This is a genomic window from Herbihabitans rhizosphaerae, assembly GCF_004216555.1.
Classification (GTDB): domain Bacteria; phylum Actinomycetota; class Actinomycetes; order Mycobacteriales; family Pseudonocardiaceae; genus Herbihabitans; species Herbihabitans rhizosphaerae.
Window position 1 is genome coordinate 241323 of the sequence record NZ_SGWQ01000007.1, and the last position, 26855, is coordinate 268177.

The following is a 26855-nucleotide window of genomic DNA, read 5'->3' on the forward strand; positions in this document are numbered from 1 at the left end:
GCTCATGATGCCCGTGGTGTCAGCGCACGGCCACCAGCACGACGTCGTCGCCGACCTGCCAGACCGGTGCCACCTCGGCGAAACCCGCGTCCCGCAACAGCTCGACGTGCCGGCGCACGGTCAGCCGGTTGCCCCTGCCGCCGAGCCCGAGCCGGGCCCGCTCCTCGGCGAGCGCGGTGAGCGTCGGCTCCTCGCGCACGGCCGTCCACCACTGCTCCCAGTTCTCGTTGTCCGTGACGCCAGTCCTGGTCTCGCGCCCGTCGCGCACGGCGCTCGCCAGCTCGGAGATCGTCGGCTGGTCGTCCTCGATGTGGTCGCCGTTGACCAGCACGCCACCGGGGCGCATCACCGCCGCGAGCCTGCGGTAGAGCGCGACCAGATCGTGCTCGGGCACCCAGTGCAGCGCGGTGGTGGACACCGCCGCGTCCAGCCGGCCCCGGCCGGACAGCAGCGAGCCGATGTCCACAGTGGACAGATTGGCCTCGGTGAACTCGGCGACCTCGGGGTAGGCGCCTCGGGCGAGGGCGAGCAGCAGCGGATCGTTGTCCAGCGCGACGATCTCGGCCTTCGGCAGACGCTCGGCGACGCGGGCCGACAGCGAGCCGGGGCCGCAGCCGAGGTCGAGCACCAGCGGGCACGGCTGCGCCGCGGTGGCGTGCGCGACGACGTCGCAGATGACCGTGAACCGCTCCTCGCGGTCGGCGATGTAGTGCTCCTGTTGGGTGTCCCAGCGCTGCACCCAGCGCCGTGCGATCGCGGTGTCCATCAGAGCCCCCTGGTGCAAACCATTTGCAACAACGGTACCGGCGAAGGTTGAGTAGGTCTACCGATGGCGAACGAGCCCCGCCGCGACAGGCTGTCCGGTATGACCACTCCGTCGACCAACTCCACGACCACCGCGTTCTACGTGCAGGCGATCGCGTCGTTCGCCGTGTCGCTGGTCGCGGTCGGTCTCGGTATCGCCTACCTGCCGGTGGACCCGTGGGTGCGCGGCTTCCTCACCGTCGGTCTGCTGTACACCGTGACCTCGGCGTTCACGCTGGCCAAGTGCGTGCGTGACCGGCAGCAGGACACCTACCTGGTCAGCCGGGTCGACCAGGCGCGGCTGGACAAGCTGCTCGCCGAGCACGACCCGTTCAGGGAACCGGCCTAGGCGGCGCCTCAACGTTCGCTCGCGCGACACCCGCGGGAAGCGTCGGTGCGGTACGAACATCGGGACCCGTCTGATTACTGGAGGTTCCGATGCCGTTACGTGGTCCCGCCGCCGTCACCGCCGCCGTCACCGCCGCCGTAGCCGCCGCCACGCTGATCGCCGTGCCGGCGCCCGCGTCCGCCGCCCTGTCGAATTCCGTGTCCGACGCCGCGCTCGCCCTGCACTGGGCGCCGGTGCACTACCAGGACACCGACTCGACCGACTACGACGCGGACTATCTGTCCACTGTGGACTACGACGGCGAGTGGGACACGCTGAACAACTGGGAGCACCAGGACGACCAGCCGGATCGCCTGCGCGGCAACGCATACCAGTCGGTGGTGCAGACCTCGACGCACTGGTTCGTGCTGTACGCGTACTACCACCCGCGCGACTGGGACGACGTGCCCGACCCGTTCGACCTGCTCACCCACGAGAACGACATGGAGGGCACGCTGCTGACGGTGCGCAAGGACGGGTCGGCCTACGGCAAACTCGAGGCGATGATCACCGTCGCGCACAGCGACTTCTACTCGTACACGCCGGCCGGCAGCCCGTACACCTCGGGCCGGGAGAACATCGACGGTCCGGTGATCATGGTGTCGCACGGCGGGAGTCAGCACCCGACGACGCGCCAGGAGGCCAAGGGGCACGGCCTGTACGCGCACGACGGCAAGGAGTTCCCCGGCGGTGACGGGGTGGTGTACCAGCCGAGCGCGACCGCGTCCGAGGTGCCCTCCGGCGGCAACGACCGCTCGGTCGCGTACCGGTTGACCGACGTGTTCGCGTCCGGCGGACTGTGGGCGCACCGGTCCGATTCGAAGACGTTCGTCTCGCCGGGCACCTTCCGCGGCGACAACGGCAAGGACAACGCGGCCAACGCGCCGTGGGGCTGGGACGACAAGGACGACGGCGACATCACCCGCGGCATGCTCGCCACCGACCCGGCGCGCGTGGTGGCGACCTACTTCGCGAACACCGGCACGTTCAGCCGCACCTACACCAGCAACCCGTACACCGGCTGAGCGCGGAACTCGCGGGTGCGGGGCGCGGAACTCGCGGGTGCGGGGCGCGGGACTCGCGAGGTCAGGCGATCTCGGCGAGGGCGTGCCGGACGGCGGTGACCACCTCGGGGTGGCCGAGGGGGAGTGGCGCCGGCACGCGGTCCTCGGAGTCGGCGTGGCTGTGCGCGATCACTCGCACGGCCACGCCGGCCTCGGTGAGCTCCTTGAGTGCCGGCCGCATCCGCTTCTCCCACAACGCGTCGGCGATGTCCGCCTCGGTGCGTTCGAACCGGGTGTCCTCGGCCGCCGGGTCCACCAGCAGCACCGACCGGACCGCCTCGGCGTGCTGCGTCGCGAACCGCAGCGCCGCCTCGGCCTCCGGGCCGCTGGTCACCAGGTCCACGGTCCCGCCGTCCCGCGCCAGGGTCACCAGCTCGTCGTCCACTTCGGACAGTGAACCGCCGGCCGGCAGCCTGATCCACACCACGGTGTGGTCGGCGGTCAGCTCACGCCAGGTCGCGGGTAACTCGTCGTGCTTGGCGGCGCCGGCCGGGTCGAGCACGACGAGGGTGCCCGGACCCTGGCCGGCGCGTACCATCCACGGCCCCTCGCGACGAACCTCGTCGCGGTCGAAGTCGCGCATGGCCGGCTCTACTCGCGTCCTCTGACCAGCACCGACTCCTGCTCGTCGGCATCGGCCGGGATCACCGGCATCTCCTGTGTCGGCACGTCTTCCGGACGGCGCCGAGCGGGCTCGTCGGTCTCTGTCCGTTGTGGAGGGACGCGGACGTCTCGCATGTCGCTCACTCCCCATTCGCTCGCGGGTTGGTTCGTCAGGCGAGTACCCGGGAGCGGAGTGCGCCAATCATGTGCGTTCGGCATGCGCGGTGATCGCGCCGAGCACCTCACTCGTGTGGTTGTTCAGGTAGAAGTGGCCGCCGTCGAACACGGTCAGCTCGAACGCGCCGTCGGTGTGCTCGCCCCAGGCGCGCGCCTCCTCGACCGTCGCCTTCGGGTCGCTGTCCCCGATCAGCGCGGTGATCGGGCAGCGCAGCTTCGGGCCGGGCCGGTACCGGTAGGTCTCGGCGGCCTTGTAGTCGCTGCGGATCGCCGGCAGCACCATCCGCAGGATCTCCTCGTCGTCCAGCACCTGCGAGTCGGTGCCGGACAGGCTCTGGATCTCGGCGATGAACTCGTTGTCCGCCAAGCGATGCGCGTGCTCGTCGCGGTGGCACGACGGTGCGCGGCGGCCGGACGCGAACAGACCGGCCAGCGTGACGCCGTCCTCCTCGAGCCGCCGGGCCACCTCGAACGCGAGCGTGGCGCCCATGCTGTGCCCGAAGAAGGTGACCGGCCGGTCGAACCACGGGCGCAGCGCCTCGGCGATCGGGTCGACCAGGTCGTAGAGGTCCTCGGCGCACCGCTCCGAGCGCCGGTCCTGGCGGCCCGGGTACTGCAGCGCCAGGACGTCCACGCCCGCCGGCAGGGTGCGTGACACCGGGAAGAAGTAGCTCGCCGACCCGCCGGCGTGCGCGAAGCACACCAGCCGGTGCGCCGCGTCCGCCTTCGGGTGGAAACGCCGAATCCACACGTTGCTGTCGATGGCCACGCCGGTCATGGTCGTCCTTCCCTCACAGCGGAATGTTGCCGTGCTGCCCTCGGGCGGCGGGTGCCGCCGCCAGTGCCTCGGCGAGCCGGCGGCGGGTGTGCCGGGGCTCGATCACCTCGTCGACCACGCCGATGTCCATCGCGCGGTCCACGCCGCCGGCCACCCGCTGCTGCTCGGCGACCAGCTCGAGACGCAGTGCTTCGCGCTCTTCCTCGGGCGCGGCGGCGAGCTTGCGGCGGTGCAGGATGTTCACCGCCGCCTCGGCGCCCATCACCGCGACCTCGGCCTCCGGCCAGGCGAACACCGCGGTGGCGCCGAGCGAGCGGGAGTTCATCGCGATGTACGCGCCGCCGTAGGACTTGCGGGTGATCAGCGTGACGCGCGGGACCACGGTCTCGGCGAACGCGTGCAGCAGTTTCGCGCCGCGCCGCACCACGCCGCCCCATTCCTGGCCGACGCCGGGCAGGTAGCCGGGCACGTCGACGAGCACCAGCAGCGGAATGCCGAACGCGTCGCACAGCCGGACGAACCGGGCCGCCTTCTCCGCGGACAGCGAGTCGAGGCAGCCGCCCTTGCGCAGCGGGTTGTTCGCGATCACGCCGATCGTGTGCCCGCCGAGCCGGCCGAGCCCGATCAGGATGTTGGGCGCCCATTTCGGCTGCAGTTCCTCGAATACCGGCCCGCCCTTTTCGGCGTCCACGATCGCGTGCACGAGCGGGTGCACGTCGTAGGCGCGGCGCGGCGAGTCGGGGAGCAGTTCGCGCAGATTCCGTTCGCCCCGAATTCGGCTGAGGTCGTACAGGCCGGGCTTGCCGAAGAATCCGACGAGCCTGCGCGTGCGGGAATACGCCTCCGATTCGGTGCCGACGGTCACGTGCACGACACCGGATTTGCGGCTGTGCGAGTTTCCGCCGCCGAGCCCCTCCATGTCGATCTCTTCGCCGGTGACCGTCTTGACCACGTCCGGCCCGGTGACGAACACCCTGCCCTGCTCGGCCATCACGATCACGTCGGTCAGTGCGGGCCCGTACGCCGCGGCGCCCGCCGCGGGCCCGAGCACCACGGAGATCTGCGGAACCTTGCCGGACGCGCGGGTCATCGCGGAGAACATGCGGCCGCAGCCGTGCAGCGACTCGACACCGTCGGCCAGTCGCGCGCCGCCGCAGTGCCACAGTCCGATCACCGGCGCGCCTTCGCGTACGGCGGCGTCGATCGCGGTCACGATGTGCCGCGTTCCGGTGAGCCCCAGCGCGCCGCCCATTTTCGTGGCGTCGGTGCAATAGGCGAATACGGGGGAACCGTCGATGGTCCCGCGAACGGCGAGCACACCGCTGTCGTCGGGATGGTGCAGAGAGGTCACGGAATCGACGTCGAGCAACTGGGAAAGGCGCAGCAGTGGGTCGCGGTGATCCGATTCGGTGGCCGCCGACTGCGAACGAGCAAGTACCGACGTCATTCGTCTCTCCGCACACATCGCTGGACCGTCAGCGGTCACGATGCCAGCGTTTCCCGAGGTGAACGACCCCTAGGGCGCCCCTGTTCACGTCCGAAAGCCGCAAGCGTCCTGTCGGTGGCACGTGGTGGACTTCGGCCATGACCACTCAACAGGACAAGGCCGCCGCGTTCCGCGCGCTGCACACTCCCGGCTCGCCGCTGGCGCTGGCGAACGCGTGGGACGTCGCGTCGGCGCGCGTCGTCGAGGCGGCCGGCGCGCCGGCCGTCGCCACCACCAGCGCCGGCGTCGCGTGGGGGCTCGGCGCCCCGGACGGCGACAAGCTGGACCGGGACAGCGCGATCGACCTCATCGCCCGAATCGCCGCCGCCGTCGAGGTGCCCGTGACCGCGGACATCGAGAGCGGATTCGCCGAGACGGCCGACGGTGTCGGAGACACGATCGGCAAGGTGATCGAGGCCGGCGCGGTCGGCGTCAACCTCGAGGACGGCTGGCACGGCGGCTCGGCACCGCAACGCACCATCGACGACGCGTCCGCGCGCATCGCCGCCGCCCGCGCGGCGGCCGACGCATCGGGCGTCGCGCTGTTCGTGAACGCGCGCGTGGACAACTTCCTGCGGCGGCAGGGCGATCCGTCGTCCTGGCTGCCCGACGTGCTCGCCCGCGCGAAGTCCTACGTGGACGCCGGAGCGGACGGGGTCTTCGTGCCGGGCGTCGTCGACCTGGAGACGGCTCGCGCCCTGGTCGACGGCATCGACGCCCCGGTCAACGTGCTCGCCTGGCCCGGCGCGCCGACCGTGCCGGAGTTCGCCGAGGCCGGCGTGGCCAGGGTGAGCGTCGGCTCGTGGATCGCCCAGGCCGCCTACGCGGTGGCCGCGCGTGCCGCCGAGGAGCTGCACTCCACGGGCGGCTACGGCCCGCTGGCCGACGCGACCGACTACGGCACGCTGAACAGCTTGTTCGGCCGCTGACCGCACGAATGGCGGGTTCCCTTGTCGCGCAAGGGAACCCGCCGTGTCGGGCGTGCCGCTATTTCTTCACGCAGATGGTCAGCGGCGGCGTGGTGTAGCGCAGGTAGCCGTTCGCGCCGCTACCGGTGCAGGCCTTCTCGCTGGCCTGCTGCGCCACCTTCACCACGCGGTTCGCGCCAGGCCCGCACGCCCCCTTGGCGATCTGGACCTCGGTCTTGGTGGAGTTGTCCGTGTAGCAGTCGCCCTGCTTCACGTTCAGGTACATGCACAGCTTGTACTTCGGGATGCCCGCACCGCTGCCGCTGCCGTACTTGGTGCTGACCGTGTAGGTCACGTAGTTGCTGCTCTGGTCGCCGACTCCCAGCTCGCCGGGGCAGAACATGCCGTTCACCCGCGTTCCGATGCGCAGCACCGCACCCGGGTCGGCGCAGTTCAGCACGGTGATCTTGGCGTTGTTCTGGGCGCCGCGGTCGATGCGCACGCAGTCGTTGTCCTTGACGTCCGGCTCCGGCGCCTCGGTCGGGGTGCTGGTGCCGGTGGACCCGGTGCCGGCCTTGCCGGTCGAGGTGGCGCCGGCCTGCGCGGTGGTCGGGGCGTTCGTGGTGGTCATGTTCTTGGTGGCCTCGTCGACCTTGTCGCCACCGCACGCGGTCGCGGTCAGCGCCACGAGCAACGCTCCGGCGATCACGGCGCCGATCCTGGCCGGCCGGATGTGGTCTCGTGTCTTCATCGTGTGTCGCTCCCGCTGGTGAATGCGAATGTTCGCGCACTCGGACTCCAGGTGGGGCCGTTCGGTTTCCCGGGCGCCGGAAATAACTCGCCTGCCCTTGTCGGTGCGCCGCCATATGATCGGAACATGGGAGCCAGCAGAGAGCGGCTCGGGCACGACGCGGCGGTCCACGACCTCCGCGCGCGCCTGGCCGCGCTGCCACCCGGCTCGCCGGTCCGGCTGGCGAAGCCGACCTCCAACCTGTTCCGCTTCCGTGATCCGGACGCTGGCCCCGGCCTGGACGTGAGCGCCTTTCACGGCGTGCTGTCGGTCGACCCGGCGCGGCGCACCGCCGAGGTCGGCGGCATGACCACCTACGAGGACCTGGTCGCGAGGACCCTGCCGTACGGCCTGATGCCCGCCGTGGTGCCCCAGCTCAAGACGATCACCCTGGGCGGCGCGGTCGCCGGGCTCGGCATCGAGTCCACCTCGTTCCACAGCGGGCTGGTGCACGAGTCGGTACTGGAGATGGAGATCCTCACCGGCGACGGCCGGGTGCTGCTGGCCAGGCCGGACAACGAGCACCGCGACCTGTTCTTCGGCTTCCCGAACTCCTACGGCACGCTCGGCTACGCGCTGCGGCTGGAGATCGAGCTGCGGCCGGTGAAGCCGTACGTCCACATCAGACATCTGCGCCACGGTGACGCAGCCGAGACGGCGGCCGCCGTGGAATCCCTGTGCGCCAACGGTTTCGACGGTCAGCCGGTCGACTTCCTGGACGGCACCGTATTCGGGCCCGACGAGCACTACCTCACGATCGGCACGTTCACCGACACCGCGCCGGCCACCAGCGACTACACCGGCGAGCAGGTGTACTACCGCTCGATCCCGCGCCGCGCCGACGACCACCTGACCGTGCACGACTACCTGTGGCGGTGGGATCCCGACTGGTTCTGGTGCTCGCGCGCGTTCGGCGCGCAGCACCCGCTGGTGCGCCGGCTGTGGCCGAAGCGGTACCGGCGCTCGGACGTCTACCGCCGGCTGGTCGCGTTCGACCGGCGGCACCGGCTGTCGGCGCGGATCGACCGGCTGCGCCGCGCGCCCGAACACGAGCCGGTGATCCAGGACATCGAGGTTCCGGTGGACGCGCTGCCGAAGTTCCTCGACTTCTTCCACCGCGAGGTCGGGATCAGCCCGGTGTGGCTGTGCCCGCTGCGCCAGGCTGACGACCGGGCCTGGCCGCTGTACCCGCTGCGGCCGGACACGCTCTACGTGAACGTCGGCTTCTGGGCCACCGTGCCGCTTCGGCCCGGCCAGTCCGACGGGCACCACAACCGGCTGATCGAGCGTGTCGTCACCGAACTGGGCGGCCACAAGTCGTTGTACTCCAACAGTTTCTACGACCGCGAGGAGTTCGACCGGCTCTACGACGGCGAGCACTACCGGCGGCTCAAGCAGACCTACGACGGCAACGGACGGCTGCCGGACCTGTACGACAAGTGCGTTCGAGCCAGGTGATCACGACGGCGGAAGGGAGTCGGGCGATGCGGTTGGCTGAGCAGTTCCTGCAGATGATCGGCGAGGACGCCGATCTTGAGGTGCGTGCCTACGACGGCAGTCGCGCCGGCCCGCCGGACGCGCCGGCCGGCTTCACCGTGCGCTCGCCGATCGCGCTGTCCTACGTGGCGTCCGCGCCGGGGGAGTTGGGGCTCGCGCGTGCGTACGTCAGTGGGGCGCTGGAGATCACCGGCGACCCGCACGCGGCACTCATCGAGGTCGAGAAGTCCACTGTGGACAGTCTCACGTGGACCGACAAGATGCGGCTGGTGGCCAGGATGGGGGCCGCGCGCGTGTGGTGGCCGGTGCGCCGGCCGGCACTGGAGCAGCGGCTGCACGGGCGGCGGCACTCCAAGGCCCGCGACCGCAAGGCGATCGCGCACCACTACGACGTGTCCAACAAGTTCTACGCCGACGTGCTCGGCCCGTCGATGGCCTACACGTGCGCGGTGTACGACCACGAGGACGCCACGCTCGAGGAGGCGCAGTTCGCCAAGCACGACCTGGTGGCGCGCAAGCTCGGGCTGGGGGAAGGTATGCGGCTGCTGGACGTCGGCTGCGGCTGGGGCGGCATGGTCATGCACGCCGCCGAGCATTACGGCGTGCGCGCGCTGGGCGTGACACTGTCGCGGCGGCAGGCCGAGTGGGCGCAGAAGGCGATCGCCGAGCGCGGGCTGTCCGACCTCGCCGAGGTGCGCCACCTGGACTACCGCGACGTGCCGGAGACGGGGTTCGACGCGATCAGTTCGATCGGGCTCACCGAGCACATCGGCAAGGCCAATCTGCCGGGGTACTTCGCGTTCCTGTACGGCAAGCTGCGCACCGGCGGGCGGTTGCTGAACCACTGCATCACCCGCCCGGACAACGCCGCGCCGGCACGGGTCGGCGGGTTCCTCAACCACTACGTGTTCCCGGACGGAGAGCTGGTCAGCCCGGGCGCGATCGTGTCGCTGGCGCACGATGCCGGCTTCGAGGTGCGGCACCTGGAGAACCTGCGCGAGCACTACGCGAAGACGCTCACCGCGTGGTGCGCCAACCTGGACGAGCGGTGGGACGCCGCGGTGCGCGAGGTCGGGCCGGCGCGGGCGCGGGTGTGGCGGCTGTACCTGGCCGGCTCGCGGGTCGGGTTCGAGCGCAACACCGTCCAGCTCCACCAGGTGCTCGGGGTGAAGCTGGACGGCATGGACGCGCACATGCCGCTGCGCCCGAACTGGTTGAGCTGACACCCGAAGCCCCCGGTGCGTACTTTTGCGGGCTAAAGTACGCAGGCACGAATCGCTCCCTGTGTCAAGTCGATCGTTCACAGGCACCTGACCTGCTTCGATTGTTCCGACCGGCAGCGATCCGTGCGATTTTCCGGGGACTTTAGCCCGCTAAAGTCCGCTAGCTAGCGTTTGAGGCCGACTCCGGCGTAGATGTGTGACTGCTCGGGGTGCTCGCCGACGTCCTCCGGTGAGTCCGGGTGCCACTGCGGCGCGTACACGACACCGGGATCGAGCAGTTCGGTGCCGGCGAAGAACTCGGTGATCGCCGCCTTGCCCCGGTCCACGTACTGCGCCGAGGTGCTCTGGTAGGCCTGCTCGGCCTTGTTCGCCGGGTCGCCCTCGTCCTCCTTGGTGCCGTGGGAGAGCACCAGGTAGCTGCCGGGCGTGAGCCAGTCGACGTACTGGCGCACCTTCTCCCTCGGCGCGTCGGCGTCCTGGACGAAGTGCAGCACCGCGGCGAGCAGCAGCGCGGTCGGCTTGTTCGGGTCGATCAGCTCGCGCACGACCTCCGAGCCGAGGATCGCCTCCGGCTCGCGGAAGTCGGCCTGCAGCACCGCGGCGTTCGGGTTGTCCTTGAGGATCAGCTCGCTGTGCGCCACGGCGACGGACTCGACGTCCACGTAGACGACCTTGGCCGTGGGGTCGGCGCCCTGGGCGATCTCGTGCACGTTGCCGACCGTGGGGATGCCGGACCCGACGTCGAGGAACTGGCGGATTCCGTTGTCCACACAGAACTTCACCGCCCTGCGCAGGAACGCGCGGTTGAGCCGGGCCGCGTGCTGCACCTCCGGCACCATCTTGACGATGTTGCGCGCGAATTCCCGGTCCTTCTCGAAGTTGTGCGCGCCGCCGAGGTAGTAGTCGTAGATCCTGGCCACGTTGGGCCGGTCGAGATCCACACCTTCTGGGGCCCAGCTCGGCCGATCCTGCACGGAGGTCACCTCGATCATGGTCGGTGGGTGTTGTGGCGGAGCCTACTGGTCGCTCGCGGCGCCCGGTGCCGCTCGACGGGTGAGTTGATCCGCGTGCGGTCGCGACGGAGGATGGGGCGTCTGACCGGAAGGAGCACCACATGACGACACCGCCCGAGTGGCTCGCGTCCGCATCGTCGAACGTGATGGCCAAGGTGTTCCGGGGTGGTGTGGCCGATCTGCGTCCGGTGCCGCGTGCCCTGATCGACCGAGGACCGCACCGGTCGGTGTACCGGTTCGCGCCGACCTCGCGCTGGCTCGGCGGCGAGCCCGTGCTGCTGGTGCCGCCGCTGGCCGCGCCCGCGCTGTGCTTCGACCTGCGCCGCGGCTGCAGCCTCGCCGAGCACCTGCTGGACGGCGGGCGGCGGACCTACCTCGTGGACTACGGCACGGTGAGCTTCTCGGACCGGTCGCTCGGCGTGGAGCACTGGATCGACGAGGTGCTGCCGCGCGCGATCGCAGCGGTGAGCAAGGATTCGGGCGGCCAGCGGGTGCACGTCGTGTCGTGGTGCCTCGGCGGGATCTTCTCGCTGCTCACCACGGCCGACAAGCCGGACCTGCCGATCGCGTCGATCACCACGGTGGCGGTGCCGATCGACTTCACCGCGATCTCGCTGTTCGCGCCGATGCGCCCGCTGGTGAACGTGGCCGGCGGGCGGGTGTTCGGCGCGGCGGTGCGGCTGATGGGCGGCGCGCCTCGGGCTCTGGTGAAGCGGGCGTTCCAGGTGTCGGCGATCGACAAGTACGTGACCAAGCCGATCGCGATCCTGCAGCACCTGGACGATCGCGAATTCCTCGCGCAGATCGAGGCGGTCGATCACTTCACGGACAACATGATCGCCTACCCCGGCCGCACGTTCGGGCAGCTGTACCACCGGTTCTTCCGGTCCAACGACCTGGCCGAGGGGGAGGTGGACCTGTCAGGGCGGCGGGTGTCACTGGCGAAGGTGAAGCCGCCGGTGCTGGTGATCGCGGGGGAGGGCGACGGGATCGCGCCGAAGCGGGCCGTGCGCAAACTGGTCGACGTGCTGGAGAACTCGGCAGAGGTGCGCTGGAAGACCGCGCCGGGCGGGCACCTCGGCGTACTCACCGGCCGAGGCGCACGTGCCACCACCTGGACCTACATCGACGAGTTCCTCGACGCGCACGCCACTTGATTCGCGAGGCTCGACCGCCTCCCCGGCATTTCCCAGTAATGGGTGCCTTCCAGCGCACGGTGCCGTGTCGTCGTCACCGTGGCTGGGCTGCGTCCCGTTCCCCTAAGGTGCGGCTGCTTGGCACCGCGAGTCCCGCGCCCTGCACCCGCGAGTCCCGCGCTGTGCACGATGCACACCGTCGGCGCGAAGACCGGCCGGGCGCGCACCAACGGCCTGGTCTACGGCCGCGACGGCGAGCGCTACCTGGTGGTGCCGTCCAACGGCGGCGCCGCCCGCGCGCCCGGCTGGTACCACAACGTGCGCGCGCGGCCGGAGTGCGAGATCCAGATCGGCACCGACCGCCGGGACGCGATCGCGAGCATGGTGACCCGCGAGGACCCCGACTTCGAGCGGCTGTGGAAGATCGTCAACTCGGTCAACCACAACCGCTACGACGCCTACCAGAAGGCGACCGAGCGCCCGATCCCGATCGTCGTGCTCACTCCGACCGCGTGAGTTCGCCGGCGGAAAAGTGCTTCATCCACTCGCGTGTGCCGAAATACCCGCATGAATAGCTCGCGAGGTCGGCGGAACGCGTGAGGGCTTCCACGAAGTTCGATTCCGCTGGCTCGTAGTAATGACAGAACGCGCCGTGAAAGATGTCGCCGGCGCCGAGTGTGTCAATCGCGTGCGGCGATGACACGAGTATTTCACCGCGTTCGGAGCCGGTCGAATAGAGGATTGATTCATCAGCCCGAGTGATCGCCACATGCGTGGGGCCGCTGTCCTGAAGATACGAGATGACCTGATCGTGCCCGGCGACACCGGGTGGCGTGAACGCTTCAGAGCAGATCGCGACATCGATGTCGGCCAGGAGATCGCGGTGCGCGTCCTGCCATCGGCCCGCGTCCAGAACCACCGGCACGCCAAGGCTTCTGGCCTGCCGCGCCACGGTCGACGCGAGTTGGCCGTAGTGGGCGTCGACCAGGACGATCGTCGAGTCCCGCACCATTTTGCGACACGATTCCGCGTCGAGCGTCGCGGTGATCCGAGACGCGTCCAGTGACACGATCGTGCGAGTCCGCGCTGATTCCGCGACGATTATCGAGGAAATCGGCAACGGCGCCGACTCGTCCACGATCGCGTCGACCACCTCCACATTGTTGGCACGCAATTCGTCGCGCACGACGCTCGTCAGATAATGCGAACCCAGCGCGGTGACCAACGTCGGCGCCTGTCGAGACAGGAACGCGTAGGTCACCGCCGCGTTCGCGGCCGGCCCGCCCGCACCGGTGAATTGCCCGGACGCCCGTACCTTGGAATCCTCCCTGGGATATGTGTCGACGAGATACGCGATGTCGAGCGTCGTGAGCCCGACGAACAGCGCGCCGGCCACGGCGCTACTTGAGTTCCGCGGACGACTTTCCGAGCAGGCGGCGGGCCACGATGAGCTGCTGGATCTGCTGCGTGCCCTCGAAGATGTCCAGGATCTTCGAGTCGCGCGCCCACTTCTCCAGCAGCGAGTCCTCGCCGTAGCCGACGCTGCCGGCCAGCTCCACCGCGCGCAGCGTCACGTCCGTGCCGGTGCGGCCCGCCTTGGCCTTGGCCATCGAGGCTTCCAGCGAGTTCGGCTGGCGGTTGTCGGCCATCCACGCGGCCGACAGCGACAGCAGGTACGCCGCCTCCCAGTCCGCCTCCAACTGCAGGAACAGTGCGGCGGCCGCGTGTTGCGAGTTGGCCGGCCGGTCGTAGTCGATCTTGACGCCGGCCTCCTTGAGCAGCCGCCGGGTCTCCTCCAGCGCGGCCCGCGCGACACCGACGGCCATCGCCGCGACGAGCGGACGGGTGTTGTCGAACGTCTGCATGACGCCGGCGAAACCCTGCTCGGTGTTGATCTCCGGGCTGCCGAGCAGGTTGTCCTTGTGCACGCGCGCGTTGTCCAGCCGGAAGTGCGCGGTGTCCGACGCGCGGATGCCGAGCTTGTGCTCCAGCCGCACCAGTTCGAAGCCGGGCGTGTCCCGGTCGACCACGAAGGACTTGATCGCCGCCTTGCCCTTGGACTTGTCCAGGGTGGCCCACACGACCACGCAGTCCGCGCGCTCGCCGGAGGTGACGAAGATCTTCTCGCCGTTCAGCACGTAGTAGTCGCCGTCCGGCACGGCCGTGGTGCGGATGGCACCGGAGTCCGAGCCGCAGTCGGGCTCGGTGATCGCCATCGCGGCCCACTTGCCCTCGTAGCGCTTGAGCTGCTCGTCGTTGGCGACCGACGCGATGGCCGCGTTGCCGAGGCCCTGGCGCGGCATGGACAGCAGCAGACCGGCGTCGCCCCAGCACATCTCGATCGTGCCGAGCAGCAACTGCAGGTTCGAGCCGTTGACCACGCCGCCCTTCTTCTTAGACGAGCCGTTGTCGTCGCGGCGCACCCCGCCAGCGCTCGCGCCGCCACCACTCGCGGCGAGGCCGTCCAGCAGCGTGGCGAGCATGTCGAGCTCTTTGGGATAGGTGTGCTCGGCGTGGTCGTAGGTGCGCGAGTGCGGCCGGAAGAACTCGGCGGCTGCCTGGTTCGCCTGGTCGACGAGCTGGGCGAACTTCTTGGGAACCTCGAGGTTGATCATACGAGCACGCCACCTTCCATCAGACCGACCGCGCGCAGGTCGCGGTACCAGCGCTCGACCGGGTGCTCCTTGACGTAGCCGTGGCCGCCGAGGAGCTGCACGCCGTCGTTGCCGATGGCCATTCCCTTGTCGGCGCAGAGCTTGCGGGCCAGCGCGACCTCGCGGGCGTAGGGCAGACCCTGGTCCGCCCGGCTCGCCGCGCGGAGGGTGACCAGCCGCATGCCCTCGAGTTCGATGCCGATGTCGGCGACCTTGAACGCGACGCCCTGGCGGTGGCTGACCGGCTCGCCGAAGGCGACCCGCTCGTTCACGTAGGGGACGACGTAGTCGAGCACCGCCTTGCCGGTGCCGAGGGCGAGCGCGCACCAGCCGAGGCGGGACAGGCGCACACACTCGGCGTAGGACTCGGCGCTGCCGTCACCGAGCAGCGCGCTCTCGGGGACGGTGACCTGGTTCAGCTTGAGCGTGCCGAGGCCGGCGGCGCGCAGGCCCATGGCCGGCTCGGACGCGATCGTCACGCCCGCGGTGGACGATTCGACGACGAACAGCGCCGGGCCGCGCCCGTCGATGTCGGCGGCGACGACGAACAGTTCGGCCTGTCCGGCGAGCGGGACGAGCGACTTGACGCCGTCGAGTACATACCCGTCGGCGCGCCGATATGCCTTGGTGCGCAAGGAGAACGGGTCGAACAGCGGACGCGGCTCCTGGATCGCGAGCGCCGCGGCGGGGACGTCCTCGCCGACGAAGGCCGGCAGATAGGTGGCCTGCTGCTCGGCGCTGCCCCAGAGGACCAGCGCCGTGCTCACCGCGGACGGTGCGAGGCAGGCCAGGGCGAGGCCCATATCGCCGTGCGCCATGGCCTCGGCGACCAGGACGTTGGTGACCGCGGAACGCTCGACGCCGACGCCGCCGAGTTCCTCGGGGACACCGATGAGGGTGACGCCCAGCTCCGCCGCGGTGCTGAGCAGTTCCTGAGGCGCGGCGCACTTGTCGTCGGCCTGGGCCGCGGCGGGGCGCAGCTGCTCCCCGGCGAACTCGGTCACCGTCTCGGTGATCATCTTCTGTTCGTCGGTGGGGGTGAGGTCGAACAGGCTCGCCTTGCCGGCGCTCGGCAGCCGCTTGGGCTTGGTGAGCTTCTGCGCGGCGGAGAACGTCCGCGTCGCGGCGCCGAGCGTGGTGAATCCGGTCTTGGTCGCCTGGTAGACGGTCTTCTCGACGGGTTTCTTCAAGCCGAGGCGCCCCACGATGGGGGCGGACGCCACCTTGTTGAGTGCGCCCATCGCCACCCCGATGGCGTTTCTCCTGTGCGGCTGTTCGCCAGGACCACTGCTCCGCGCCACGGCGCACCAACTCCATTTCCGCGCTGTCATCGCTGCCAGGCCGCTAACCTACTCCAGAGTAGGCTATCAGCCGAGTCGGCTGGGCTATGACTCATCGCACACGTTCGACACGCGCGTGCCAAGTCGGTCACGAAGAGTGCGCACGACCTGCCAAAGGTGTGGCGCGGTCTTGTGATCAGCCGCGCGAACACGGAACTCGCCGGTGCACAGCGCGGGACTCGCCGGTGCACAGCGCGGGACTCGCGGGTGTGCGGGGCGCGGGACTCGCGGGTCAGGGGGACGGGGTGAACGGGGGGCGGCTCCACGGCCGGGCCGCTTCGAAAGCCCGGCACGCGGCCAGCACTCCCGCGTCGTCCCACCTGGCCCCGACCACCTGCAACCCGACCGGCAAGCCGTCGACCAGCCCGCACGGCACGCTCGCCGCCGGCTGCTGGGTCATGTTGAACGCGTAGGTAAACGGCGTCCAGCTCGTCCACCTCGGCGACGGTGAGCCGGCCGGCACCTCCACCCCGGCCTCGAACGCCGTGATCGGCATCGTCGGGGTCACCAGCAGGTCGTACCGCTGATGGAAGTCGCCCATCGCCTGCCCCAGTGCCATCCGTGTCGCGGTGGCCCGCAGGTAGTCCAGCGCCGAGTACGAGCGCCCCAGTTCGACGGCCTCTTGCAGCCCGGCGTCCATCCGCGCGAGCTGCTCGTCGGCCAACGCCTCCACCGACGCCGCCACGCCGGAGAACCACAGCACGTGGAAGCTCTCCACCGGATCGGCGAACCCCGGATCCACCTGATCCACGGTCGCGCCGAGGTCGGCGAACACCCGCACCGCGTCGGCCACCGCGCCGGCCACCTTCGGGTCGACGTCCGCGTACCCGAGCGTCGGGCTGAACGCGATCCGCTTGCCGGCCACACCGTCGGCCAGCGCCGAGCTGAACGTGCCGGCCGTGACGGGTGCCGCGGCCGACCAGTCCCGGCTGTCCGCGCCGGAGAGCACGTCGAGCATCAGCGCGGCGTCGGCCACCGTGTTGGCCATCGGCCCGATGTGCGAGAGCGTGCCGAACGGGCTCGCCGGGAACAGCGGCACCCGCCCGTAGGTCGGCTTGTGCGCGAACACGCCGCTGAACGAGCCGGGAATCCGCACCGATCCGCCGCCGTCGGTGCCCACGCTCAGCGGCCCCATGCCCAGTGCCACCGCGGCCGCGCTGCCGCCGCTGGATCCGCCGGCCGTGCGGCTGGTGTCCCACGGGTTGGTGGTCACGCCGTACAGCGGCGAGTCGGTCACGCCCTTCCAGCCCAGCTCGGGCGTGGTGACCTTGCCGGTCAGCACCGCGCCGTGCTCGCGCAGCCGGGCCACGGACGGCGCGTCGACGTCCCACTTCTGGTCCGGCGACACGGTGTGCGAGCCGCGCAGGGTCGGCCAGCCCTTGGTGACCAGGATGTCCTTGATCGACACCGGCACGCCGTCCAGCAGGCCGCGCGGCGAGCCGGCCAGCCAACGCTGCTCGGACTCGTGCGCCGAGGCCAGCGCCCGCTCGGCGTCCACCAGGCAGAAGGCGTTCACCGACGGGTCGCGCTCCTCGATGCGCGCCAGCACCGCGCGGGTGGCCTCGACCGGCGAGAGCGTGCCCGCCTGGTAGGCGGCCAGCAGGTCGGTCGCGCTCAACTCTGCGGCGTCCACAGTGGACGGTGCGGTCATCCCTGCCCCCTCTGTTCCGATCGGGCCTCTGATCGAACATACCCACGGGATTTGTCCACGAGGTTGCGCAGCGGCTGTCCGTCGCCGTAGCGGGCAAGGTTGTCGGCGAACAGTTCCACCAGCTCGTGCCGCCAGCCGATCACGTCGCCGGACATGTGCGGCGACACGATCACGTTGTCCATCGTCCACAGTGGAGAGTCGGCGGGCAGCGGCTCGGCCTCGAACACGTCCAGCGCGGCACCGGCGATCCGCCGATGTGCCAGCGCTGTCACCAGGTCGTCCTCGCGCACCAGAGGGCCGCGTCCGACGTTGATCAGCCGCGCGGTGGGCCGCATCCTGGCCAGCGTGGCCGTGTCGATCATGCCGCGGGTCTGGTCGGTGAGGGGTGCCGCGAGCACCACGTAGTCGGCGTCCGGCAGCGCGTCCGGCAGGTCGGCGAACGCCACGACGTCACCCAGATCAGGATCGCCCGACCGGGCTGTGCGCCCCACGCCGGTCACCACGAGCCCGTTGGCGCGCAGCCGCCTTCCGATCGCCCTCCCGATCGGTCCAGTGCCCACGACCAGCGCACGAGCACCGGTGACACGCTCGGTTTCCCTGTGCTTCCACCGGTTCTCGGCCTGCAGCCGCACGGTGCCGGCCAGGTCCTTGGCGAACGCGAGGATCACCCCGAGCACGTACTCGGCCATCGGCTCGTCGAAGATCCCGCGCGAGTTGGTGACCGCGATGTCGCCGTCGACCACGCCGGGCGTTAACACGTGATTGACGCCCGCGCTGGCCGCGTGCACCCAGCGCAGCGCCCCGGCGTGCGGCCACGCGTCGAACAGCGCCGTGGAGTTGAAGTCCCAGACGAACAGCACGTCAGCGCCGTCGAGCGCGTCGCCGAGCGTCTCGTCGGTGGCGTAGCGGACCTCCGCGGCGCGCTGGATCCCTTGCATGGCAGGGGGTTTCTCGGCGTCCGCGGTGCGGCCGTAGAGCACGGCGACCGTGCTGGCGTGGGTTTCGGGCATGACTCGATGGTCCGCTCTTAGAGGATTCTTAGCAGGGGCAGACACGCTGTGTGTAGGGGATTGACACGCTAGGAACCGCTCGTATGATTGTCAACAATCAGCGCGGCCGTCGCAGCCCGCGAGAGTTTCTAATTTCGACAGTGTGCTGCAAGATCGTCGCGATCGCGTCGGGGCGAGGACGGATCCCAAAGCGCTCTGTGGGCAAATTCAATCGTCGTAGGTATGACGCCTACCCCGAGCCCATGGGGGTGTGAGATGCCGAGATACGTCAAGATCACGCTGGAGCGCAGAGGCGTGTCCTGCGTTGCCGAACTGCTCGACAAGGACGCTCCGCGCACAGCGGAGGCGGTGTGGCGCGGCCTGCCCCAGGGCGGCCCCGCCTACCACGCGAAGTACGCGCGCAACGAGGTCTACACGATGGTCGAGCGGTTCGCCGAGGAGGCGGTCGGCCAGGAGAACCCGACCGTCACCCCGATCCCCGGCGACCTGGTGTACTTCGACTTCCACGGAGGCATGCTCGATCGCGCCTTCAAGGAGGAGAAGGGCATCCACGAGCTGGCCGGGGTGGTAGACCTGGCGATCTTCTACGGCCGCAACAACCTGCTGCTCAACGGCGATGTCGGCTGGGTGCCCGGCAACGTCTACGGCACCATCGTGGAGGGCCTCGACCGGATCGCCGAAGCCTGTCATGACGTGTGGCGCGCCGGTGCTTTAGGAGAGCGCCTGGTTTACGAACGGCACTCGGAATGACGGGCGTACTCACCATGACGCCGCACCCGGTGGACATCCACCCCGGGCCAGAACTGCTCACCCAGTCCGGGGTGGGCGTGGTCGCGCCGTTCGACTTCGCGCTGGATCGCGAGCTGTGGCGGTGGGCCCCGGACGACGTGTCGCTCTACATGACACGGCTGCCGTTCGTGCCCGTGCCGGTCACCGTCGAGATGGCCACCGCGCTGAGCAACCGCAAGCGGGTCAAGCGGGCCACCAAGGACGTGCTCGCGCCGGAGCCGCACGTGGTGGCCTACGCCTGCGCGTCGGGCAGCTTCGTCGGCGGCGCGATCGGCGAGCGGCGGCTGCGGCGCACCATGATCGACGCGGGCGCGCCGGCCGCCACCACCCCGTCCGGCGGGCTGATCGACGCGTTGGAACTGCTCAACCTGCGCCGGATCGCCGTGGTCACGCCGTACATCGACAGCGTTACCCAGCGGCTGCTGGACTTCCTCGGCGAGTACGGCGTGGAGGTCGTCTCCAGCGTCGGGCTCGGGCTGCTCGACCACATCTGGAAGGTCGGCTACGCCGAGGTCATGCAGGCCGCCACGGCTGTCGACGTGCCCGAGGCCGAGGGCCTGTTCATCAGCTGCACGAACGTGCCGACCTACGACATCATCGCGCCGCTCGAGCGGATGCTCGGCAAGCCGGTGCTCACCGCCAACCAGGTGACGATCTGGTCGGCCCTGCGCTCGATGGGCCGCACCGCCGTCGCCGACGGGCAGCAACTCGTCACCCTCACCCCGATGCACGCAGCGTGACCGATCTCGAGGAGGTGCCACCCGTGCCGACGGTGGGTTTCCTGTACCCGGGCTACAGCGCCGAGGACGACTACCCGACCTTCGAGCGGATGCTCGGCAACGTGCGCCTGGTCGTGCGGCACACCCTGATGCGCACCGACGCGCACGAGGTGAACGCGCTGCTGGACATCGGCGGCGAGGACGTGCTCGGCGAGGGCGCGGACGCGCTGCGCGCCCAGGGTGTGGACGCCGCCGTGTGGGCCTGCACGTCGGGCAGCTTCGTGTTCGGCTGGGACGGCGCCGAGGCGCAGGTGGAGGGTGTGCGGACGGCGTCCGGCGTGCCGGCGTCCAGCACCTCGTTCGCCTTCGTCAACGCCTGCCGGGCGCTGGACGTGCGGCGGGTCGCGGTGGCGGCGACCTATCCGCGGGACGTGGCGAGCCGGTTCGTGGAGTTCCTCGGGCACGTGGGCATCGAGGTGACCTCACTGTCCTACGAGGGCATCTTCACCGCGGCGGAGGTCGGCACGCTGACCCGCGAGCAGGTGATCGACTTCGTCGCGGCCAACGACCACCCGGACGCCGAAGCGGTGCTGGTGCCGGACACCGCGCTGCACACGGCGGACTGTTTGGAAGACTTGGAGACTCGTATCGGAAAGCCGGTGCTCACCGCGAACCAGGTCACTGTCTGGGAGGGTTTGCGGCTGATCGGCGATCACAGCACCCGGGAAGGGCTGGGAACGCTGTTCCGATGCGGGGACCGGGGCACCACGGGGGTGCGCCCGTCATAGGAGTTGATCAGTGTCGTGAACGGCCAGGGTGAGCTGGAACCCGTCGCACGTCAGTCGACCGCGGAGATCATCGCCGAGCAGCTTCGGTCGGCGATCATGTACGGGTCGCTCGAGGCGGGTGCGCAGCTCGGCGAGGCCGATCTGGCCGCCCGGTTCGGGGTGAGCCGGGGGCCTTTACGCGAGGCGATGCAGCGGCTGGTCCAGGAGGGCCTGCTGCGTGCCGAGCCGCACCGGGGGCTGTTCGTGATCAGCCTCGAGGCCGAGGACGTGCGCGACGTGTACAACGCGCGGCTGGCGATCGAGCGGATGGCCTGCCAGCTGATCATGGAGGGCGACCGGAGCGCCGCCGTGGCCGAGCTGACCGCCGCGATGGAGGGCCTGAAGGTGGCGGCCAAGTCCCGCGACCGGATCGCGATGAGCGACGCCGACCAGGAGTTCCACGAGACGCTGGTGCGCCTGTCGGGCAACTCGCGGCTGGAGCGCATGGCGCACACGCTGCTGGTGGAGACCCGGCTGTGCCTGGACGCGCTGCAGAAGCGCTACCCGGCGCCGCACGATCTGGTCGCCGAGCACCGCATCCTGGTCGAGGCGATCGCCGCCGGCGACACCGGGGGCCTGCTGCTGCTGATCGAGAAGCACATGGCCGACGCCGTGCTGCGGCTGAACCTGCCGCAGTCGACCGTGCCGGAGTCCGAGCCGGCCTGATCGCTACTCGATCGTCGAGAACCGGATCGTTCCGTCGTAGCTGCCGCTCGCCAATGTCCTGCCGTTCGGACGGAACGCCACCGAGGCGACCCCGCCCGTGTGTTCCTCGATCGTGCCGGTGCTGGCCGCGGTCGCCATGTTCCACAGTCGAATGGTGTAGTCCCAGCTTCCACTGGCCAGTGTCTTCCCGTCCGGACTGAACGCCACCGAGCTGACCGGCCCGGTGTGCCCGGTCAGCGTGGCCGTCGCTCGTTGTGTCGCGACGTCCCACAGCCGCACCGTGGTGTCGCGACTGCCGCTGGCGAGCGTGCTGCTGTCCCGGCTGAACGCCACGGAGTTGATCCACCCGGTGTGGCCGGTCAGCACCGCCGGGCTGCCGATGTTTCCGGTCGACACGTCCCACAGGTAGATCACGTTGCTCCCGCCGGCGCCCGCGAGCTTCGTGCCGTCCGGGCTGAACGCCAGCGAGGACAGCGAACCGGTGATGTCGCCGGTGAGCACGCCCAACTCGCGCCCGGTCACGGGGTCCCACAGCCGAACCGCCGCCTCGGTGCCGGCGCCGGCCAGGGTCTTGCCGTCCGGACTGAACGCCACCGAGTACACGTTCTTCGCCTCGCTCGCCATCCGCACCGGGACCTGCCCGGTGGCGCGGTGCAGGATTCCGATGCCCGCTGCGTTGGATCCGGCGAAGGCGAGCGTGCCGCCGTCGGGGCTGAACGCCACCGACGTGAAGTCTCCTCCGGGACCATGGAAGTCGACGGGTGTGGTGGCGGTGCCGGTCAACGGCCACAGGCGAACCGCGCCGGGGCCGGCGTCGCCGCCACTGCTGGCCATCGTGTTGCCGTCCGGACTGAACGCCACGGACGACGTTCTCGTTGTCGACACCGGGCTGGCCGGCAGCTCGCCGGGACACGCCGCGCAGGAGTCGGACCCGGTGTCGGACCCGGTATCGGCCGCTGCCGGCGGTGCGAACGGGTTCACGGCGACGACGACGCTCGTGGCGATCGACGCCACGGTGACCAGCGCGACGGGGACCACTCTGAGTGGCGAGACGAGCCCGATCAGGCCCGCCACCGTGACCGCCGCGAGGGTGGCGGCGACGCCGGTCGTCACTTCCTGTGTGGTCTGGGTTTCCCGCAGGACGAAGACCGCGACGCCAAGAGCCAACACGGTCACGAGCGCGACGTGGAGTTGGCGGGCCGGTGCGTCCAGCACGACGAGCACGGTCACCGCGACTCCGCCGACGGCCGCGAGCACAAGGAGCGTCTGAATCGGGCCGCCCCGGTCGACGAAGGCGCCCACCGTCGCGGCCGAACCCGTGACGAGCAGGACGAGGAACAGGCGGGCCGGGGCGCGCAGCAGCGCCAGTGCGGCCACGCCAGCGCCGAAGCCGGCGCCGATCGCCACCGGCGCGGTGGGGAACCGGCTGCTGCCGAGCTGGTCGTCCAGCACGACGATGGCCACGGCGACAGCGGCCGCGGTGGCGTAAAGGATCAGCAGCCGCGGCCGGGCCTTGGGGTGTGGCAGGAGCAGGACCGCCGCCGCGACGACCCCGAAGGCGACCAGTGCCGGGAGGGCCAGGTCGGTGTAGATCGTGAGGTCGAGGACGGCCATGGCGAGCGTGGCGACGGCCAGGACCGCAGTCAGAACGGACGCCGTCGTGGGCGCCCGGGTCGGCGGTTCGGGTGGCGGAGGCAGGTGTTTGGTCGGGGTGGCCGGTTCGTGCGGTCGCGCGACCTCGGTGATCGTTTCGGGCGAGTTCGCTGGGGTCGTCGTCCGGAGCGCGCGGAACCGGTCACGGACCGTCGCGGCGTCGGCGGGACGGTCGGCGGGGTCCTTGGCGAGCAGTTCGGTGATCAGCTCCGCCACGGCGGGCGGCACGTCCGGGCGGGCATCACGCAGCGGGGGCGGCGGCTCGTTGAGGTGTTGGTAGGCGATCGCCATCGGGGCCTGGTCGCCGCGAAACGGCGGGGTGCCGGCCAGCAGCGCGTAGATCGCGCAGCCGAGTGAGTACAGGTCGGTGCGACCATCGAGCTCGGTGCCCTTGACCTGCTCGGGCGACATGTAGCTCGGCGTGCCGATGATGTTGCCGTGGCTCAGGCCGGTGGTGGCGTCGGCGAGCTTGGCCACGCCGAAGTCGCAGATCTTGACGCTGCCGTTGGGCAGCAGGATCAGGTTGGCCGGCTTGACGTCGCGGTGCACGATGCCCTGCTCGTGCGCGGCGGCGAGCGCGTCGCAGACCTGCTCGGCGACCGACAGCACCTGGTCCAGCGCGAGTCCGTCCGGGTGCCGGCGCAGCGCGGTGGCCAGGTTCTCGCCACCGAGCAGCTCCATCACGAAGAACGGACGGTCGTCGTGCTCGCCGATGTTGTGCACGACGGTGATGCCGGGGTGCTGCAGCCCTCCGGCCGCCTTCGCCTCGCGCAGCAGCCGCTCCACCAGACGGTGCTCCGGCCCGAGGTGCGTCAGCACGACCTTGATCGCGACCGGGCGCTCCATCCGCAGGTCGGTGCCGCGCCAGACCTCGCCCATGCCCCCTGCGCCAAGACGCTCGTCCAACCGGTACTGGTCGGCCAGCACCTGTCCTGGCTCCATGGCCCGCTCCACTCGATGTACGGCGTTGTTCGCAACATCTTGCCGTACACCCTGGCCGGTGCGGTGGGGATTACTCGTCTTGCCGGCCGAGTGCCGCCACGAAGTCCCGGGTGATCAGCGCGAGCACGTTGCCCAGCAGGTCGTCGGGGACCGCGTCGGGATCGATGCCGGACTCGATGCCGAGGCCGTTGCTCAGCGCGAAGAACACCACGGCGAGTTGTGGCGCCGGCAGCGGCAGCGGGACGCCCGCGTTGTCCGAGACCCGCTCCAGCGCGCGGGTGACCGCGTCGCGCGCTTCCCGGCGACGATCGCGCAACTGCTCCCTGGTGCGCGGATCGTGGTGGCTCAGCGCGAAGTACTCGGCGAGCAGCCGGTGCCACACGGCGTCGGTGCGGATCGCGTCGATGAGCACCGCGCCCACGTTGCCGATCGCGGTGCGCGGGTCGTCGGCCTCGGCGAAACGGGCCAGGGCGGCGGTCAACCGCTGCATCGCGTGCTCCTCCATGAGGGTGAGCACGAGCTCGTCCTTGCCGGTGAAATTGGAGTAGACCGCGCCCTTGGTCATGCCGGCCGCCGCCGCGACGTCGCTGACCGAACTGGCCGCGATGCCGCGCTCGCCGAACACCTCGATCGCCGCGTCCAGGATGCGCTGCCGGGTCTCGGCGCGGGTCGGCCGCGTGCGCGTGGCGCTCTTGGTGGATCGGGTCATCCGCACGTCCGGTGTTGACAACGGGTTCACAGACCCGATACTACCGAGTATCGAACTCGATACCGGCAGGTATCGAATGGCCCTGGAGGTGGGCGGATGCGTCGCACGATCACGGTCCTCTTCGCGGTACTGAGTCTGCTGGCGGTCGGCGTGACCAGCTCGGCGGCAGCTCCCGGCGGGGATCCCGGTGGGGGCGACAACGACTTCTCCTGCCGGCTGAGTCCGGAGCATCCTCGGCCGGTCGTGGTGCTGCACGGCCTCGGCGCCACCTACTACGAGGATCTGAACTTCCTGCAGGCCGATCTGGCCCAGCGCGGCTGGTGCACCTTCTCGCTCACCTACGGCGCCTACCCGGGATTCCCGTTCGTCGGCGGCCTGCGTGCCATCGCCGACTCGGCGCCGGAGATCAAGGCGTTCGTCCAGCGCGTCGCGAAGGCGACCGGCGCGCAGAAGGTCGACATCGTCGGGCATTCCGAGGGCGGATTCCAGTCGCTGTACGTGACCAAGACGCAGGGCATCTCGCACCTGATCGACAAGGTCGTGGCGATCGCGCCGCCGACCCACGGCACCACGTTCGGCGGCCTGTACAAGCTGGCCTACCTGTTCGGATCGGTGTCACGCGAGCTGATCGACCAGGTGCTGCGGCTGTTCGGCTGTCCGGCGTGCACCGACCTCGGCCCGGACGGCCGCGCCGTGAAGGTGCTCAACGACGGGCCGATCACCCGGCCGGGCGTCACCTACACGATCATCACCTCGCGTTACGACGAGATGGTGACCCCGACCGAGACGTCGTTCGTGCGTGAGCCCGGCGTGACCAACCAGTACGTGCAGGACTTCTGCCCGCTCGACCCGGTCGGCCACATCGGCGAGGCGTATGACACCAACGTCTGGCACCTGGTGCGCAACGCCCTCGATCCGGCCAACGCCACGCCGATCAACCCGTGCTCGGTCGGCTCACCCGGCTGATCGGGACGGCGCGATGCCCTGCCGAGTCAGCCAGCGGAACGTGAGCCGGTAGAACTCCGGCGCGCCCCGGCTCAGATTGATCGAGTGCCCACTGCCGTCAATCAGGTGCTCGGTGTCGCCGGCGCCCGGGTCGGTCGCGCAGTCCCCGGTCGTCCGGCAGAACATCATGTCGTTGCGGCCGAGCACGTGCAGGACCGGCACGGTCGCCGGCGCGGTGGCCTGCTGGCGCGGCGGCGCCGATCCGCAGGGCCGCAGCGAGCAGAGCTCCGCGACGGTCAGGGTGTCCTTGAGTGATTCCTCCAGCCGGGCGATCGCGGGCTCGTAGGTGCCCGGGTAATGGAACGCGTCCATTCGGGTGCCAGGTCGGGTGGTGAGATAACCGGGCGCCCACCCGTTTCCGGCGAACTTCGGGTCCTGCTCCGCCGGATAGAAGGGAAACAGGGGATCGGTGCTCGCGGTATTGCCGCGCGTTTCCGGATTCCGCGGTATTCCGCTCACGATGACGGCGTCGGCGCCACCTCGTGCCGCCGCGTTCAGCGCTACGATTCCACCCATCGAATGCCCGTTGAGCACGACCGTGGTGAAGGACGGGCCGAGCGCGCCGCCGCGCACCTCGTCGATGACCTGGTGCACGGCGTCCGCTCCCGCGGTGAAGTCGAGGGTCGTGGGGTCGGGATGGTCGCTTCCGCCGTAGCCGAGCCGATCGAGGTTCAGCGTGGCGAACCCGCGCCGCGTGGCGTTCTCGACGTAGGAGTACCTGCGCGGCTCGTACGGCCAGTCCCAGTAGGCGCGATCATAGGTGCCACCGTGCAGCAGAATCTGAATCGGGGTATCCGCGGTCAGCCTGCCTCGGAAACACAGTTCGCCATGGATTCGCTCTCCCGCGAGCCGATGCGCCGTGCAACGCGTTTCCCATTGTCCCGTCGGCGCCGCCACTGCCGAATTCGACGTGAGAAACATCAGTACGACGGCAGCGACGACGACGCGCGCGATTTTTCTGTTCATGCCCTCAAGGACATCACGGCGTTCTCACGGTGTTCTGCGGCCGTTCTGAGAGTTCTC

General features: G+C 70.0%; 27 protein-coding genes. 12 read left to right on the plus strand and 15 right to left on the minus strand.

From position 1 onward, the window contains the following. Nucleotides 1–19 precede the first annotated feature (19 nt). Complete coding sequence (locus tag EV193_RS21595) at nt 20–766, minus strand: class I SAM-dependent methyltransferase (RefSeq protein WP_130346010.1); 747 nt, start codon at nt 764–766, stop codon at nt 20–22. A gap of 99 nt (nt 767–865) precedes the next feature. Between EV193_RS21595 and EV193_RS21600 the strand changes: the two genes are divergently transcribed. Together EV193_RS21600 and EV193_RS21610 are read left to right on the plus strand one after the other, a co-directional pair. Further along, the gene (locus EV193_RS21600) at nt 866–1153 is read left to right on the plus strand and encodes a YiaA/YiaB family inner membrane protein (protein ID WP_130346011.1); all 288 of its coding nucleotides are present in this window, start codon (nt 866–868) and stop codon (nt 1151–1153) included. Nucleotides 1154–1242: 89 nt separating this feature from the next. After that, nucleotides 1243–2217, plus strand: coding sequence for a hypothetical protein (locus EV193_RS21610; protein ID WP_207222736.1), 975 nt, complete (start codon nt 1243–1245; stop codon nt 2215–2217). A gap of 61 nt (nt 2218–2278) precedes the next feature. Here the strand turns inward: EV193_RS21610 and EV193_RS21615 are convergent, their stop codons facing one another. From EV193_RS21615 to EV193_RS21625, 4 genes are all read right to left on the minus strand, one after another. Beyond that, nucleotides 2279–2839, minus strand: coding sequence for a hypothetical protein (locus EV193_RS21615; RefSeq protein ID WP_130346012.1), 561 nt, complete (start codon nt 2837–2839; stop codon nt 2279–2281). 8 nt (nt 2840–2847) lie between these two features. After that, nucleotides 2848–2994, minus strand: coding sequence for a hypothetical protein (locus EV193_RS33450; protein ID WP_165401448.1), 147 nt, complete (start codon nt 2992–2994; stop codon nt 2848–2850). Nucleotides 2995–3061: 67 nt separating this feature from the next. Beyond that, nucleotides 3062–3814 (minus strand): thioesterase II family protein, encoded by a 753-nt coding sequence (locus EV193_RS21620; RefSeq protein ID WP_130346013.1) that lies wholly within the window; start codon nt 3812–3814, stop codon nt 3062–3064. 13 nt (nt 3815–3827) lie between these two features. Further along, nucleotides 3828–5261 carry an acyl-CoA carboxylase subunit beta gene (locus EV193_RS21625; protein WP_130346014.1) on the minus strand — a complete coding sequence of 478 codons (1434 nt, stop codon included), beginning with the start codon at nt 5259–5261 and terminating at the stop codon, nt 3828–3830. 137 nt (nt 5262–5398) lie between these two features. On the opposite strand from EV193_RS21625, the gene EV193_RS21630 reads away from it, so the two are divergent. After that, the gene (locus EV193_RS21630) at nt 5399–6229 is read left to right on the plus strand and encodes an isocitrate lyase/PEP mutase family protein (protein ID WP_130346015.1); all 831 of its coding nucleotides are present in this window, start codon (nt 5399–5401) and stop codon (nt 6227–6229) included. 58 nt (nt 6230–6287) lie between these two features. Here the strand turns inward: EV193_RS21630 and EV193_RS21635 are convergent, their stop codons facing one another. Further along, complete coding sequence (locus tag EV193_RS21635; RefSeq protein ID WP_130346016.1) at nt 6288–6959, minus strand: hypothetical protein; 672 nt, start codon at nt 6957–6959, stop codon at nt 6288–6290. Between the two features lie 126 nt (nt 6960–7085). Between EV193_RS21635 and EV193_RS21640 the strand changes: the two genes are divergently transcribed. Both EV193_RS21640 and EV193_RS21645 read left to right on the plus strand, forming a co-directional pair. After that, nucleotides 7086–8456, plus strand: coding sequence for an FAD-binding oxidoreductase (locus EV193_RS21640; protein ID WP_130346017.1), 1371 nt, complete (start codon nt 7086–7088; stop codon nt 8454–8456). A 26-nt stretch (nt 8457–8482) separates the two neighbouring features. Next, complete coding sequence (locus EV193_RS21645; protein ID WP_130346018.1) at nt 8483–9718, plus strand: SAM-dependent methyltransferase; 1236 nt, start codon at nt 8483–8485, stop codon at nt 9716–9718. A gap of 164 nt (nt 9719–9882) precedes the next feature. On the opposite strand, the gene EV193_RS21650 is transcribed toward EV193_RS21645, so the two are convergent. Beyond that, nucleotides 9883–10710, minus strand: a complete 828-nt coding sequence (locus tag EV193_RS21650) for an SAM-dependent methyltransferase (protein WP_130346019.1) — start codon at nt 10708–10710, stop codon at nt 9883–9885. 122 nt (nt 10711–10832) lie between these two features. Here EV193_RS21650 and EV193_RS21655 point away from each other — a divergent pair, with 122 nt between their 5' ends. Together EV193_RS21655 and EV193_RS21660 are read left to right on the plus strand one after the other, a co-directional pair. Then, a complete protein-coding gene (locus EV193_RS21655; RefSeq protein ID WP_130346020.1) occupies nt 10833–11888 on the plus strand; it encodes an alpha/beta fold hydrolase in 1056 nt (351 codons plus the stop codon). Nucleotides 11889–12005: 117 nt separating this feature from the next. Then, complete coding sequence (locus EV193_RS21660; protein WP_207222737.1) at nt 12006–12383, plus strand: nitroreductase/quinone reductase family protein; 378 nt, start codon at nt 12006–12008, stop codon at nt 12381–12383. On the opposite strand, the gene EV193_RS21665 is transcribed toward EV193_RS21660, so the two are convergent. The 5 genes from EV193_RS21665 to EV193_RS21685 all read right to left on the minus strand — a co-directional run bounded on the left by EV193_RS21665 (nt 12367) and on the right by EV193_RS21685 (nt 18522). Next, a complete protein-coding gene (locus EV193_RS21665; RefSeq protein ID WP_130346021.1) occupies nt 12367–13263 on the minus strand; it encodes a PfkB family carbohydrate kinase in 897 nt (298 codons plus the stop codon). The genes EV193_RS21660 and EV193_RS21665 overlap by 17 nt on opposite strands. A gap of 4 nt (nt 13264–13267) precedes the next feature. Beyond that, nucleotides 13268–14482 carry an acyl-CoA dehydrogenase family protein gene (locus EV193_RS21670; RefSeq protein WP_130346022.1) on the minus strand — a complete coding sequence of 405 codons (1215 nt, stop codon included), beginning with the start codon at nt 14480–14482 and terminating at the stop codon, nt 13268–13270. After that, a complete protein-coding gene (locus tag EV193_RS21675) occupies nt 14479–15762 on the minus strand; it encodes an acyl-CoA dehydrogenase family protein (protein ID WP_423202199.1) in 1284 nt (427 codons plus the stop codon). The genes EV193_RS21670 and EV193_RS21675 overlap by 4 nt, the downstream gene beginning before the upstream one ends. A 331-nt stretch (nt 15763–16093) precedes the next feature. Further along, entirely contained in the window at nt 16094–17512 is a 1419-nt protein-coding gene (locus tag EV193_RS21680) for an amidase (protein WP_130346023.1), read from the minus strand. Then, on the minus strand, nt 17509–18522 hold the full coding sequence (locus EV193_RS21685) for a D-2-hydroxyacid dehydrogenase (RefSeq protein WP_165401449.1): 1014 nt from the start codon (nt 18520–18522) through the stop codon (nt 17509–17511). The genes EV193_RS21680 and EV193_RS21685 overlap by 4 nt, the downstream gene beginning before the upstream one ends. 255 nt (nt 18523–18777) lie before the next feature. On the opposite strand from EV193_RS21685, the gene EV193_RS21690 reads away from it, so the two are divergent. The 4 genes from EV193_RS21690 to EV193_RS21705 are packed head-to-tail and all read left to right on the plus strand — an operon-like array spanning nt 18778 to nt 21523. Further along, on the plus strand, nt 18778–19272 hold the full coding sequence (locus EV193_RS21690; protein WP_130346024.1) for a DUF3830 family protein: 495 nt from the start codon (nt 18778–18780) through the stop codon (nt 19270–19272). A 14-nt stretch (nt 19273–19286) separates the two neighbouring features. Continuing rightward, entirely contained in the window at nt 19287–20051 is a 765-nt protein-coding gene (locus tag EV193_RS21695) for a maleate cis-trans isomerase family protein (protein ID WP_130346114.1), read from the plus strand. Then, a complete protein-coding gene (locus EV193_RS21700) occupies nt 20048–20818 on the plus strand; it encodes a maleate cis-trans isomerase family protein (protein WP_242613560.1) in 771 nt (256 codons plus the stop codon). Before EV193_RS21695 ends, EV193_RS21700 begins: the two co-directional genes overlap by 4 nt. A gap of 6 nt (nt 20819–20824) precedes the next feature. Beyond that, nucleotides 20825–21523: a GntR family transcriptional regulator gene (locus EV193_RS21705; RefSeq protein WP_423202204.1), complete on the plus strand. Its 699-nt coding sequence runs from the start codon at nt 20825–20827 to the stop codon at nt 21521–21523. Nucleotides 21524–21526: 3 nt separating this feature from the next. Here EV193_RS21705 and EV193_RS21710 read toward each other — a convergent pair whose 3' ends face one another. Together EV193_RS21710 and EV193_RS21715 are read right to left on the minus strand one after the other, a co-directional pair. Then, entirely contained in the window at nt 21527–24118 is a 2592-nt protein-coding gene (locus EV193_RS21710; RefSeq protein WP_130346026.1) for a WD40 repeat domain-containing serine/threonine protein kinase, read from the minus strand. Between the two features lie 70 nt (nt 24119–24188). After that, on the minus strand, nt 24189–24857 hold the full coding sequence (locus EV193_RS21715) for a TetR/AcrR family transcriptional regulator (RefSeq protein ID WP_242613561.1): 669 nt from the start codon (nt 24855–24857) through the stop codon (nt 24189–24191). A gap of 66 nt (nt 24858–24923) precedes the next feature. On the opposite strand from EV193_RS21715, the gene EV193_RS21720 reads away from it, so the two are divergent. Then, nucleotides 24924–25793, plus strand: a complete 870-nt coding sequence (locus tag EV193_RS21720; RefSeq protein WP_130346027.1) for an esterase/lipase family protein — start codon at nt 24924–24926, stop codon at nt 25791–25793. Here the strand turns inward: EV193_RS21720 and EV193_RS21725 are convergent. Next, on the minus strand, nt 25782–26798 hold the full coding sequence (locus tag EV193_RS21725) for an alpha/beta fold hydrolase (RefSeq protein WP_130346028.1): 1017 nt from the start codon (nt 26796–26798) through the stop codon (nt 25782–25784). The genes EV193_RS21720 and EV193_RS21725 overlap by 12 nt on opposite strands. Nucleotides 26799–26855: the final 57 nt, after the last annotated feature.

Excerpts from the sequence above, each read along its gene's own strand:
- EV193_RS21595 (WP_130346010.1), bottom strand. The coding sequence starts at position 766 with ATGGACACCGCGATCGCACGGCGCTGGGTGCAGCGCTGGGACACCCAA.
- EV193_RS21600 (WP_130346011.1), top strand. The coding sequence starts at position 866 with ATGACCACTCCGTCGACCAACTCCACGACCACCGCGTTCTACGTGCAG.
- EV193_RS21610 (WP_207222736.1), top strand. The coding sequence starts at position 1,243 with ATGCCGTTACGTGGTCCCGCCGCCGTCACCGCCGCCGTCACCGCCGCC.
- EV193_RS21615 (WP_130346012.1), bottom strand. The coding sequence starts at position 2,839 with ATGCGCGACTTCGACCGCGACGAGGTTCGTCGCGAGGGGCCGTGGATG.
- EV193_RS33450 (WP_165401448.1), bottom strand. The coding sequence starts at position 2,994 with ATGCGAGACGTCCGCGTCCCTCCACAACGGACAGAGACCGACGAGCCC.
- EV193_RS21620 (WP_130346013.1), bottom strand. The coding sequence starts at position 3,814 with ATGACCGGCGTGGCCATCGACAGCAACGTGTGGATTCGGCGTTTCCAC.
- EV193_RS21625 (WP_130346014.1), bottom strand. The coding sequence starts at position 5,261 with ATGACGTCGGTACTTGCTCGTTCGCAGTCGGCGGCCACCGAATCGGAT.
- EV193_RS21630 (WP_130346015.1), top strand. The coding sequence starts at position 5,399 with ATGACCACTCAACAGGACAAGGCCGCCGCGTTCCGCGCGCTGCACACT.
- EV193_RS21635 (WP_130346016.1), bottom strand. The coding sequence starts at position 6,959 with ATGAAGACACGAGACCACATCCGGCCGGCCAGGATCGGCGCCGTGATC.
- EV193_RS21640 (WP_130346017.1), top strand. The coding sequence starts at position 7,086 with ATGGGAGCCAGCAGAGAGCGGCTCGGGCACGACGCGGCGGTCCACGAC.
- EV193_RS21645 (WP_130346018.1), top strand. The coding sequence starts at position 8,483 with ATGCGGTTGGCTGAGCAGTTCCTGCAGATGATCGGCGAGGACGCCGAT.
- EV193_RS21650 (WP_130346019.1), bottom strand. The coding sequence starts at position 10,710 with ATGATCGAGGTGACCTCCGTGCAGGATCGGCCGAGCTGGGCCCCAGAA.
- EV193_RS21655 (WP_130346020.1), top strand. The coding sequence starts at position 10,833 with ATGACGACACCGCCCGAGTGGCTCGCGTCCGCATCGTCGAACGTGATG.
- EV193_RS21670 (WP_130346022.1), bottom strand. The coding sequence starts at position 14,482 with ATGATCAACCTCGAGGTTCCCAAGAAGTTCGCCCAGCTCGTCGACCAG.
- EV193_RS21675 (WP_423202199.1), bottom strand. The coding sequence starts at position 15,762 with ATGGGCGCACTCAACAAGGTGGCGTCCGCCCCCATCGTGGGGCGCCTC.
- EV193_RS21680 (WP_130346023.1), bottom strand. The coding sequence starts at position 17,512 with ATGACCGCACCGTCCACTGTGGACGCCGCAGAGTTGAGCGCGACCGAC.
- EV193_RS21685 (WP_165401449.1), bottom strand. The coding sequence starts at position 18,522 with ATGCCCGAAACCCACGCCAGCACGGTCGCCGTGCTCTACGGCCGCACC.
- EV193_RS21690 (WP_130346024.1), top strand. The coding sequence starts at position 18,778 with ATGCCGAGATACGTCAAGATCACGCTGGAGCGCAGAGGCGTGTCCTGC.
- EV193_RS21695 (WP_130346114.1), top strand. The coding sequence starts at position 19,287 with ATGACGCCGCACCCGGTGGACATCCACCCCGGGCCAGAACTGCTCACC.
- EV193_RS21710 (WP_130346026.1), bottom strand. The coding sequence starts at position 24,118 with ATGGAGCCAGGACAGGTGCTGGCCGACCAGTACCGGTTGGACGAGCGT.
- EV193_RS21720 (WP_130346027.1), top strand. The coding sequence starts at position 24,924 with ATGCGTCGCACGATCACGGTCCTCTTCGCGGTACTGAGTCTGCTGGCG.
- EV193_RS21725 (WP_130346028.1), bottom strand. The coding sequence starts at position 26,798 with ATGAACAGAAAAATCGCGCGCGTCGTCGTCGCTGCCGTCGTACTGATG.